Here is a 10,598-nt window from a genome sequence, read left to right on the forward strand (position 1 = left end):
CCAGAATCCACCTTCAGGGGCCTCAGATATGGCGCACATCGTTCTGACTTTCGACAACAACAAGCTTGCCAGCGCCCTTTACGGCCAGTTCGACGAGAATCTGGCCAGGCTTGAGCAGAAGCTCGGCGTCGACATCCGCTCGCGTGGCAACCAGTTGACCATCAAGGGGTCCGCCTCGGCCGCCGAACAGGCGCGGCGCGCCCTGGACAATCTCTACGGCATTCTCCAGAAAGGCGTCGACATCGGCCAGTCGGACGTCGATGGCGCCGTGCGCATGGCGATCGCCGCCGATGATCAACTGACGCTGCCGACGCTGGAGCGCAAGGGCAAGGTGTCCGCGGCCCAGATATCCACCCGCAAGAAGACGATCTACGCCCGTTCGCTCAACCAGGACGCCTATATGCGCGCGCTGGAGCGGTCCGAGCTTGTCTTCGGCATCGGCCCGGCCGGCACCGGCAAGACCTTCCTGGCGGTGGCGCACGCGGCGATGCTGCTCGAACGCGGCATGGTCGAACGCATCGTGCTGTCGCGCCCCGCCGTCGAGGCCGGCGAACGGCTTGGCTTCCTGCCTGGCGACATGAAAGAGAAGGTCGATCCGTATCTGCGGCCGCTCTATGACGCGCTTTACGACATGATGCCGGCCGACAAGGTCGAGCGCGCGATCGCCGCCGAGGTGATCGAGATCGCGCCATTGGCCTTCATGCGTGGCCGCACGCTGGCGCACGCCGCCGTCATCCTCGACGAGGCGCAGAACACCACGCCGATGCAGATGAAGATGTTCCTGACCCGGCTCGGCGAGAATTCGCGCATGATCGTGACCGGCGATCCAACCCAGATCGACCTGCCGCCAAACACCAAGTCGGGTCTGGTCGAGGCGTTGAGGATCCTTGACGGGGTCACTGGCATGGTGACGGTGCGCTTCAACGAAGGCGATGTCGTCAGGCACCCGCTGGTCGCCGAGATCGTCAAGGCCTACGATCGCGACGGCAAGCTGGCGCGTGGCCTGGACGCCGAGAGCTGATGTGACGATGCGGCCGCATGGCTGAAGACAGAAAGTCCGGCGACGGGGATTTTTCGGTTCCCGCCGACATCGATATCTCGATCGAAGCAGGAGACTGGCCCGACGAGGCGGCGCTGACGCGGCTGGTCGATCGCGCCGTGCTGGCCGCCTTTGCCGAAACCGGCGTGGCCGGGCATTCCGAACTCAGCATCGTTTTTTCCGACGACGCCCATATCCGCGGTCTCAATGCCAACTGGCGCGGCAAGGACAAGCCGACCAATGTTCTGTCCTTCCCGGCTTTTCCTTTTCCCAAGGGCGGTCCGCTGCCGCCGATGCTGGGCGACATCGTGCTCGCCGCCGAGACGGTGGCGCGGGAAGCGGCACTGGAAGACAAGCCCCTGGACAACCATATCACCCATCTCGTCATCCACGGCCTGCTGCATCTGCTGGGCTACGACCACGAGACCGACACCGAAGCCGAGGAGATGGAAGCGATCGAGCGCTCAGCACTTGCGAGGCTTGCCATTCCCGATCCCTACGCGTAACTAAAAAGACCAATTGACCGGACGACGATGAACGACAAACCAGAAACTGCCGCCCGCCCCGACGCCGGCAGTGCGACCAAGCCTTCCGAAACGGCGGAAGAGGGCTCGAGTCCGAGTACCACGACCGGCAGCATCGCCAGCGAGCCATCGCCTGCCGGTCCTTCCCTGTTCGATCGTGTGCTCGGCCTGTTCAGGCAGCGCAATGGCACCAGCCTGCGCGAGGAGATCGCTGGCGCGCTCGCCGAGACGACGAGCGATGCGGAATCTTTCTCGCCCGGCGAGCGGGCAATGCTCAACAACATCCTGCGCTTGCGCGAAGTGCGCGTCGAGGATGTCATGGTGCCGCGCGCCGACATCGAGGCGGTCGAGATCACCACGACGCTCGGCGATCTTCTGGGGTTGTTCGAGCAGTCGGGCCATTCCCGCATGCCGGTCTATTCCGAAACTCTCGACGACCCGCGCGGCATGGTCCACATCCGCGACGTGCTGGCCCATATCACCAAGATCGCCCGCGTCAAGAAGGGCAGGACGACCAGGAAGACGCCGGTCGCGACGGTTCTCGATCTCGCGAAGGTCGATCTCGCGCGCACCATCGGTGACCTCAACCTGATCCGCCCCGTGCTGTTCGTGCCACCGTCCATGCTCGCTTCCGATCTCATGGCGCGGATGCAGACGACGCGCACCCAGATGGCGCTGGTCATCGACGAATATGGCGGCACCGACGGCCTCGCTTCGCTGGAGGACATCGTCGAGATGGTCGTCGGCGACATCGAGGATGAGCATGACGACGACGAGCCGATGATCACCCAGACCGGCGAGGGCGTGTTCGTTGTCGATGGCAAGGCTGAAATCGATGATGTGACCAAGATGATCGGCGAGGATTTCGCCGCCGGCGAGCATGGCGAATATGTCGACACCATCGGCGGCATGATCTTCAACACGCTTGGCCGCGTTCCGGCCCGCGGCGAGGTGGTGCAGGCCATACCCGGCTTCGAATTCCATGTGCTGGATGCCGATCCGCGCCGGGTCAAGCGCGTGCGCATCGTGGAGACCCAGAAGAGCGAGCGCCGCCGACGCGCAGCGCGCGCCGAACAGGCCTGAGCACCGATTGGCTGATGACGGTCAGCGACCCCTTCAAGCACTCGACCCTGGGTTCGGGTGTCTTCTACAAGGACCCGCGCGCCGCACTGGCTTGGCTTGAGGCAGCCTTCGGCTTCGAACCGAGCATGGTGGTCAGCGACGCCAACCGAAAGCTCGTCCATGCCGAAATGCGGTTTGGTGATTGCTACATCATCGTCGATTCCGAATGGGCCGATTACGTCGCCAGCCCGGCTTCAGTCTCGGGCAAGAACACACAGTCGGTCTATGTGCGCCTGAAGGACGGCTTGGATGCACATTGCGAGCAAGCGCGGGCGGCCGGCGCGAAAATCGTCCAGGAACCCACCGACCGGTTCTACGGTGAACGGCAATACCGGGCGCGCGACCCCGAAGGCCATGTCTGGACGTTCACGCAGACCATACGCTCCGTTCCACGTGAGGAAGCCGAGCGGCTGAGCGGCCTGCGGATCGAGGGCTGGCACCGGTAGCGCTTCGATCGGATTTCGCTCCCCCGGGGTTTGGTACGCGGGGCGCAGCCTGATAAATCTTGCTCCCTGATTCGCGCGACTCGGGAAATGTGCATGGAGCGCCTGGCCGGCCGGATAATTCTGCTATGGGGTTGGCGGCGCGCACTGGTGGCGTTCCTTGCCGGGGCGCTGGCGGTTCTTGCCCAGGCGCCTTACGATTTCTTCGCCGTCTGTTTCGTTTCGTTTCCGCTGCTGGTCTGGCTGCTCGATGGCGCGACCGGCGAAGCTTCCGATGGTTGGCTCAGGCGTCTGCGGCCGGCTTTCGCCATCGGCTGGTGGTTCGGCTTCGGCTATTTCCTCGCCGGCCTGTGGTGGATCGGCCAGGCGCTTTTGGTCGAGGCTGACAGCTTCGCCTGGGCACTCCCCTTCGCCGTGGTCGGAATTCCGCTGGCGCTCGCCTTCTTCTACGGCTTCGCGACTGTGGTTGCCCGGCTGCTGTGGAGCAACGACATCGGCCGCATCGCAGCCCTTGCCTTCGGCTTTGCCCTGGCGGAATGGCTGCGCGGCTTCCTGTTCACCGGTTTTCCCTGGAATGCGATCGGCTACGCCGCGATGCCGGTGCCCTTGCTGATGCAGAGCGTGTCGGTGACCGGTATGGTCGGCATGAACGCGCTGGCGGTCTTCGTCTTCGCGCTGCCTGCCCTGCTTGCGGCGCGCCGGCATGTCCGCCTGGGTACCGCATTGCTTGTCGTCCTCGTCGCGGGCCATGTCGGCTTCGGCTATGTCAGGCTTGCCGCTCCGCAGAAGCCGGCTGAGCGGAGTCTCGATGTCCGTATCGTGCAGCCGGCTGTCGACCTCTCGGAGAAGTGGGACGCTTCGGTGCGCGACCGCATCTTCGCCACCATGATGGGACTTTCGGCCAAGACGCCCGAGCCTGGCCACGGCAAGCCGCAATTGATCCTGTGGCCGGAAACCTCCGTGCCGTTTCTTTTCACCGAACGTCCCGATGCGCTGACCGCGCTGGGAAATATGCTCAGCGACGGCCAATTGCTGATCGCCGGCGTCGTCCGGGAGGAGGGCGGCTCGGCGGCAAGCGCCGACGCCCGGTACTACAATTCCGTGGTGGCCATCGACGACAAGGGCGAAATCGCAGACGCCGTCGACAAGGTTCACCTGGTGCCGTTTGGAGAATATCTGCCTTTCGCCGGATTGCTCGGTCGCTTCGGGCTCGAGCAGCTGGTCGCCGGGCCGATGAATTTCGCGGCCGGCAATGAACGGCATCCGATCACGCTTCCCGGCGGCATCCGTGCGCTTCCGTTCATTTGCTATGAAGTCATCTTTCCCGACCTCGTAGCGGTTGACGCAACGTCAGCCGAGCTTATTGTGAACGTCACGAACGATGCGTGGTTCGGGGACACGCCTGGCCCCTACCAGCATTTCAGACAGGCGCAGGTTCGTGCGGTGGAGAACGGGGTGCCCCTCTTGCGCGCAGCCAATAACGGCATTTCCGCCGTGGTCGATCCGCGCGGACGCATCGTCGACGCGCTGGCGATCGACGCCCGCGGAGCCATAGATGTCCGCGTGCCGATTTCCAATCAAGCCATCGTCTCCTCCGGCCAAAGACGCATTAACGGAATGCTGATCATGTTGCTGCTTGCCCTTGCGGCATGCGCATTGAATGTAAGGCAAAGGCTACGGGTGAATTGACAGTCGACACATTAGAAACTCATACTGTAAGCGCCTGAAATTTCTCGAAGTCGGTGGGTCGTAGTGTTGGGGCACTGGCCGCCAGATTAGGTTGGGCGGAAAAAAATAGAAAAAGCCGGAAAAATTCGGCGAGGAAAAATAATGACAGAAGAGAACAAGAAGAAACCGAATCCTATCGATATCCATGTCGGAAGTCGTGTCAGGCTTCGGCGCAACATGTTGGGAATGAGCCAGGAAAAGCTGGGTGAGAACCTCGGCATCACCTTTCAGCAGATCCAGAAATACGAAAAGGGGACCAATCGCGTCGGCGCCAGCCGCTTGCAGGCAATCGCCTCGATTCTCGGCGTGCCTGTCGCCTTCTTTTTCGAGGACGCGCCGGGCCAGGAGGCCGTGGGTAACCGCGGGTTTGCCGAAGACGCATCGATGACTTTTGCCGTTGAATTCTGCGGCAGTCCGGAAGGTCTCCAGCTCAACCGGGCCTTCGTCAAGATCGCTGACGTGAAGGTTCGCCGCAAGATCATCGAGCTGGTGAAAGCCCTTTCCGTCGACGAAGTTGATTGATCCGGGAAGTTGATTGATCTGGCAGGCCGCTGAGAAGGTCGAAAAAGACCGGGGCGTTGTGGCGGGGCACGCGAATTCCCGCGGTCGCGGGCATTGTGGAATTCGCGTTCCATAGACACCACGGGACGGGATCGGTTTTGCTCGACACGCGTCCCCAAAGCCCTTTTTCTTGCGACCTGTGAAAAAGCATGGGACGACGGCTGCGCCCTGCCCGCTGTCCAGGATACCAAGATAATAGCATCGAAATTCACGCCAGGGCGGAGACCCCGCTTGACGAGCGGCGGCTGGCACCGCTAACACGTGGCGCGCCAGGATCGGCAGCCTGCCGATACTTTTTCGAGAGGGGACACCCGTGACGCGGCAGAACTACTTCTTTACCTCGGAATCCGTTGCCGAGGGCCATCCCGACAAGGTTTGTGATCGTATCTCCGACGAGATCGTCGATCTGGTTTATCGCGAGGCCAGGAAGACCGGCATGGATCCCTGGAAGGTCCGCGTCGCCTGCGAAACGCTGGCGACCACGAACCGCGTCGTCATCGCCGGCGAAGTGCGCGTCCCCGATACGCTGCTCAAGAAGGACAAGGAAGGCAACATCCTGAAGGATGCCGCCGGCCATCCGATCGTCAATCCGGCGAAGTTCAAATCGGTCGCCCGCAAGGCCATCCGCGAAATCGGCTACGAACAGGCCGGGTTCCACTGGAAGACGGCAAAGATCGACGTTCTGCTGCATGGCCAGTCGCCGGATATCGGCCAGGGCGTTGATAATGCGTCCGACCGCCAGGGCGAGGAAGGGGCCGGCGACCAGGGCATCATGTTCGGCTATGCCTGCCGCGAGACGCCCGACCTGATGCCGGCGCCGATCTACTACAGCCACAAGATCCTCGAACTGCTGGCTGCCGCGCGGCATGAGGGCAGTGGCGATGCCGGCCGGCTTGGCCCGGATGCCAAGAGCCAGGTCACGGTCCGCTATATCGACGGCAAGGCGGCCGAGGCAACGCAGATCGTCCTGTCGACCCAGCATCTCGATGCGAGCTGGGATTCCCAGAAGGTCCGCAAGGTCGTCGAACCCTATATCCGCGAGGCGCTTGGCGATCTCAAGATCGCCGACAATTGCAACTGGTACATCAACCCGACCGGCAAGTTCGTCATCGGCGGCCCTGACGGCGACGCTGGCCTGACCGGCCGCAAGATCATCGTCGACACCTATGGTGGCGCGGCGCCCCATGGCGGTGGTGCTTTCTCCGGCAAGGACACCACAAAGGTCGACCGCTCCGCCGCCTATGCGGCGCGCTACCTCGCCAAGAACGTCGTGGCGGCCAAGCTCGCCGACCGCTGCACCATCCAGCTTTCCTACGCCATCGGCGTCGCCCAGCCATTGTCGGTCTATGTCGACCTGCACGGCACCGGTAAGGTCGACGAGGCAAGGCTCGAGCAGGCTCTGCGCAGCGTAATGGACCTGTCGCCGTCCGGCATCCGCCGCCACCTCGATCTTAACAAGCCGATCTACGCCAAGACGTCGTCCTACGGCCATTTCGGCCGCAAGGCCGGCCGTGACGGGTCGTTCTCCTGGGAGAAGACCGATCTGGCCAAGGCGCTCAAGGACGCGGTCGCCGACCCGGTCGCCGCCTAACCGCGGCGCCCATGGACCCGAAGGACCGGGATCCGAAAGACCGGCCAAGCCGTGCGACCGAAGCGTTTTTCGGCCGCCGGCGCGGCAAGACCATCCGCCCGCAGCAGCAGGCGGCACTGGAAACCGGCTTCAGGACATACAGGCTCGAATTGACGGCGGCACCACCGCCCGATCTGCGCAGCCTGTTCGAAGCCGATGTCGGCGCCATCCACCTCGAAATCGGTTTCGGCGGCGGCGAGCACCTCTTGCATCGCGCGACGGCGGCTCCGGCGACCGGCTCTATCGGCGTCGAGCCTTTCGTCAACGGCATGGCCAAGATGATGATGGCGGTCAGGGAACGGCCGCTTGCCAACCTTCGGGTTTATGATGACGACGCCACGCGCCTGCTCGACTGGCTGCCGCAAGCCTCGCTCGACGGCATCGACCTGCTCTATCCCGATCCCTGGCCGAAGAAGAAACACTGGAAGCGACGCTTCGTCAGTCCGCTCAATCTCGACCGTTTCGCGCGCGTGCTGAAGCCTGGCGGAAAATTCCGCTTTGCCTCCGATATCGACAGCTATGTGAACTGGACGCTGCTCAACTGCCGGGCGCATGATGCGTTCGCCTGGCAGGCCGGCGAAGCGGCCGACTGGCATCAGCCTTATGAGGGTTGGCCGGGGACGCGCTACGAGGCAAAGGCCATTCGCGAGGGCCGGCGGCCGGCCTATCTCACCTTCATCAGAAAATAGCGCCTTTTCGGAAATACCGCAGCATGACGCTCGGACGCCCAATTGGCCCAGGCGTCACGCCGGCAGCAGGCTGCCTCAGAAGCGGCCGATCTTGTCGAACGCGGCTGGATCCATGCCGAGCCTGCGCAGATCGTCGGCGCGCGGCTTGCGGCCAGCTTCGACGGCTCTCGACGCGGCAACGGCGCTGCCGAATGTGGTGAAGATGTCGCCAATGGCGGAAAACAGTTTACGGCTGCTCATGATATCAAACCTTCCGCGCGCCACCGCGCGCTCTTTGTGCGATGCAACATAGATAGGTGTGGCGCACCTCCAATCACAGCCGCGTTACTGCATGGTCGCCCTGCGTCAGGCGCAAGGCTGCCCGTCTCCTCCTCGGTCAGTCGCATCATTGCCGGGCTACCCATCTGCTGCCCGACCCACACAGGACTTCTAAGCAGACTTGAAACGCCGGCCGGTATCGTCTATATCAGCCTCAAATTCTTGGTCGGTATGACGAAGAGTGGGTCCACCCGGTCCCGCTCTTTTTTATTACCTGCCGGCCAGTCACGGAAAAGATAGCGACAGGATCGAATGACAGCAGCGGCAAGCCAGGCCGACGACCGCATCATCCGCGAAAGCGGCATCGATGCGCGTATCGCGCTGATCGTGCAGCCGGTGCTGCGCGGCATCGGCTTCCGCCTGGTGCGGGTGCATCTGTCGGGCCAGAACGGGCTGACGCTGCAGATCATGGCCGAACGCGAGGACGGCACCATGACCGTCGAGGATTGCGAAGAGGTCAGTCGCGCGGTTTCGCCGGCGCTCGATGTCGATGATCCGATCGAAAAGGCGTATCATCTCGAAGTGTCGTCGCCCGGCATCGACCGGCCGCTGGTGCGCAAGTCGGACTTCGTCACCTGGACCGGCCATCTGATCAAGATGGAAACCTCGGTCCTGGTCGCCGAGCGCAAGCGCTTCAAGGGCAAGATCGCCGAGGCCGGTGAAGACGACGTGCTGATCGCTCGCGACAAGGCCGCCTATGGCGAGGAGCCGACGGTGCGCGTGCCCTACGACGCGATTGCCGATGCGCGGCTGGTGCTGACCGACGATCTCATCCGCGATGCCCTGTCGAAGGACAACAGGGCGCGCAAGGAAGCAAAAAAGCGCCGCGGCGAACCCGAAGACGACGCGCCAGAGGGCGCGGAAGCGGACGCCACGGAAGAAACCGAACAGGAAATGTGATTGGGCTGCCGGGCGAAGGCTCGGCAACAAGCTCGGGAGAAAAGAAATGGTTGTAAGCGCCAACAGGCTTGAACTGCTGCAGATCGCCGACGCGGTCGCGCGTGAAAAGTCGATCGACAAGTCGATCGTCATCGCCGCCATGGCCGATGCGATCCAGAAGGCCGCGCGCTCGCGCTACGGCCAGGAGACCAATATCCGCGCTGATATCAACGCCAACACCGGCGAGATGAAGCTGCAGCGGCTGATGGAAGTGGTCGAGAAGGTCGACGACTACGCCACGCAGATCGCCATTTCCTCGGCGCGCGAGCGCAACCCCGATGCCCAGCTTGGCGACTTCATCGCCGAACAGCTGCCGCCGATGGATTTCGGCCGCATCGCCGCCCAGTCGGCCAAGCAGGTCATCGTGCAGAAGGTGCGTGAGGCCGAGCGCGATCGCCAGTATGACGAATACAAGGACCGCATCGGCGAGATCGTCAACGGCACGGTCAAGCGCGTCGAATACGGCAACGTCATTGTCGATCTTGGCCGCGGCGAGGCGATCATCCGCCGCGACGAGCTGATCCCGCGCGAGAACTACAAATATGGCGATCGCGTCCGCGCCTATGTCTATGACGTGCGTCGCGAGCAGCGCGGCCCGCAGATCTTCCTGTCGCGCACCCATCCGCAGTTCATGGCCAAGCTGTTCACCATGGAAGTGCCGGAGATCTATGACGGCATCATCGAGATCAAGTCGGTGGCCCGCGACCCCGGTTCGCGCGCCAAGATCGCCGTCATCTCGCGTGACTCATCGATCGACCCGGTCGGCGCCTGCGTCGGTATGCGCGGTTCCCGCGTCCAGGCGGTGGTCGGCGAATTGCAGGGCGAGAAGATCGATATCATTCCGTGGTCGCCTTCGGCCGCGTCCTTCATCGTCAACGCGCTGCAGCCGGCGGAAGTCGCCAAGGTCGTCCTCGACGAGGATGCCGAGCGCATCGAGGTCGTGGTGCCGGACGACCAGCTCTCGCTGGCCATCGGCCGCCGCGGCCAGAACGTGCGGCTTGCCTCGCAGCTCACCGGCTGGGATATCGACATCCTGACCGAGCAGGAAGAGAGCGAACGTCGCCAGAAGGAATTCGTCGAGCGTTCGGCGCTGTTCATGGAAGCCCTCGACGTCGATGAGATGGTAGGCCAGGTGCTCGCCTCCGAAGGCTTCACCAGCGTCGAGGAGGTCGCCTATGTCGATGCCGACGAGATCGCGTCGATCGACGGCTTCGACGAAGACACCGCTTCGGAAATCCAGACCCGCGCCCGCGAATATCTCGAGAAGATCGAGGCCGAGCACGACGAGAAACGCAAGGCGCTGGGCGTGACGGACGAATTGCGCGAGATCCCCGGCGTCACCACCGCCATGATGGTGACGCTCGGCGAGGATGGTGTGAAGACGATCGAAGACTTCGCCGGCTATGCCGCCGACGATCTGACCGGATGGAAGGAACGCAAGGACGGCGAGACGAAGGTTTTCCCCGGGGTGCTTGCCAGTCACGGTGTGTCGCGCGCCGATGCCGAGCAGATGGTTCTGGCTGCCCGCCTCAAGGCTGGCTGGATCACCGAGGACGAGGTTGCGGCCCAGGAAGCGCCGGCTGACGAAGCCGTTGGTGCGTGAGG

General features: G+C 63.2%; 11 protein-coding genes. 10 read left to right on the forward strand and 1 reads right to left on the reverse strand.

Annotated features, from left to right (window positions below):
* Positions 1-28: 28 nt before the first annotated feature.
* The 8 genes from C9427_RS12255 to trmB all read left to right on the forward strand — a co-directional run bounded on the left by C9427_RS12255 (position 29) and on the right by trmB (position 7,736).
* Positions 29-1,021: a PhoH family protein gene (locus tag C9427_RS12255; RefSeq protein ID WP_245437063.1), complete on the forward strand. Its 993-nt coding sequence runs from the start codon at positions 29-31 to the stop codon at positions 1,019-1,021.
* A 17-nt stretch (positions 1,022-1,038) separates the two neighbouring features.
* Positions 1,039-1,545: an rRNA maturation RNase YbeY gene (ybeY, locus tag C9427_RS12260; RefSeq protein WP_107649424.1), complete on the forward strand. Its 507-nt coding sequence runs from the start codon at positions 1,039-1,041 to the stop codon at positions 1,543-1,545.
* A 27-nt stretch (positions 1,546-1,572) separates the two neighbouring features.
* Entirely contained in the window at positions 1,573-2,646 is a 1,074-nt protein-coding gene (locus tag C9427_RS12265; RefSeq protein WP_097574343.1) for a hemolysin family protein, read from the forward strand.
* Between the two features lie 14 nt (positions 2,647-2,660).
* Positions 2,661-3,131 carry a VOC family protein gene (locus C9427_RS12270; protein WP_107649425.1) on the forward strand — a complete coding sequence of 157 codons (471 nt, stop codon included), beginning with the start codon at positions 2,661-2,663 and terminating at the stop codon, positions 3,129-3,131.
* A gap of 93 nt (positions 3,132-3,224) precedes the next feature.
* Complete coding sequence (lnt, locus tag C9427_RS12275; RefSeq protein WP_107649426.1) at positions 3,225-4,817, forward strand: apolipoprotein N-acyltransferase; 1,593 nt, start codon at positions 3,225-3,227, stop codon at positions 4,815-4,817.
* Between the two features lie 141 nt (positions 4,818-4,958).
* Positions 4,959-5,378 carry a helix-turn-helix domain-containing protein gene (locus C9427_RS12280; protein ID WP_107649427.1) on the forward strand — a complete coding sequence of 140 codons (420 nt, stop codon included), beginning with the start codon at positions 4,959-4,961 and terminating at the stop codon, positions 5,376-5,378.
* Positions 5,379-5,730: 352 nt separating this feature from the next.
* Positions 5,731-7,008, forward strand: a complete 1,278-nt coding sequence (metK, locus tag C9427_RS12285) for a methionine adenosyltransferase (RefSeq protein ID WP_107649428.1) — start codon at positions 5,731-5,733, stop codon at positions 7,006-7,008.
* A gap of 11 nt (positions 7,009-7,019) precedes the next feature.
* Positions 7,020-7,736: a tRNA (guanine(46)-N(7))-methyltransferase TrmB gene (gene trmB, locus C9427_RS12290; RefSeq protein WP_107649429.1), complete on the forward strand. Its 717-nt coding sequence runs from the start codon at positions 7,020-7,022 to the stop codon at positions 7,734-7,736.
* 75 nt (positions 7,737-7,811) lie between these two features.
* Here the strand turns inward: trmB and C9427_RS12295 are convergent, their stop codons facing one another.
* On the reverse strand, positions 7,812-7,976 hold the full coding sequence (locus C9427_RS12295; RefSeq protein WP_107649430.1) for a hypothetical protein: 165 nt from the start codon (positions 7,974-7,976) through the stop codon (positions 7,812-7,814).
* 330 nt (positions 7,977-8,306) lie between these two features.
* On the opposite strand from C9427_RS12295, the gene rimP reads away from it, so the two are divergent.
* Positions 8,307-8,954 (forward strand): ribosome maturation factor RimP, encoded by a 648-nt coding sequence (gene rimP / locus C9427_RS12300; protein ID WP_107649431.1) that lies wholly within the window; start codon positions 8,307-8,309, stop codon positions 8,952-8,954.
* Positions 8,955-9,000: 46 nt separating this feature from the next.
* The gene (gene nusA / locus C9427_RS12305) at positions 9,001-10,596 is read left to right on the forward strand and encodes a transcription termination factor NusA (protein ID WP_107649432.1); all 1,596 of its coding nucleotides are present in this window, start codon (positions 9,001-9,003) and stop codon (positions 10,594-10,596) included.
* Positions 10,597-10,598: the final 2 nt, after the last annotated feature.

This window comes from Mesorhizobium helmanticense, assembly GCF_003034915.1.
GTDB lineage: Bacteria > Pseudomonadota > Alphaproteobacteria > Rhizobiales > Rhizobiaceae > Mesorhizobium > Mesorhizobium helmanticense.

Bases quoted from the DNA above. Each gene is read 5' to 3' on its own strand.
- C9427_RS12255 (WP_245437063.1), top strand. From the start codon at position 29: ATGGCGCACATCGTTCTGACTTTCGACAACAACAAGCTTGCCAGCGCC.
- ybeY (WP_107649424.1), top strand. From the start codon at position 1,039: ATGGCTGAAGACAGAAAGTCCGGCGACGGGGATTTTTCGGTTCCCGCC.
- C9427_RS12265 (WP_097574343.1), top strand. From the start codon at position 1,573: ATGAACGACAAACCAGAAACTGCCGCCCGCCCCGACGCCGGCAGTGCG.
- C9427_RS12270 (WP_107649425.1), top strand. From the start codon at position 2,661: ATGACGGTCAGCGACCCCTTCAAGCACTCGACCCTGGGTTCGGGTGTC.
- lnt (WP_107649426.1), top strand. From the start codon at position 3,225: ATGGAGCGCCTGGCCGGCCGGATAATTCTGCTATGGGGTTGGCGGCGC.
- C9427_RS12280 (WP_107649427.1), top strand. From the start codon at position 4,959: ATGACAGAAGAGAACAAGAAGAAACCGAATCCTATCGATATCCATGTC.
- trmB (WP_107649429.1), top strand. From the start codon at position 7,020: ATGGACCCGAAGGACCGGGATCCGAAAGACCGGCCAAGCCGTGCGACC.
- C9427_RS12295 (WP_107649430.1), bottom strand. From the start codon at position 7,976: ATGAGCAGCCGTAAACTGTTTTCCGCCATTGGCGACATCTTCACCACA.
- rimP (WP_107649431.1), top strand. From the start codon at position 8,307: ATGACAGCAGCGGCAAGCCAGGCCGACGACCGCATCATCCGCGAAAGC.
- nusA (WP_107649432.1), top strand. From the start codon at position 9,001: ATGGTTGTAAGCGCCAACAGGCTTGAACTGCTGCAGATCGCCGACGCG.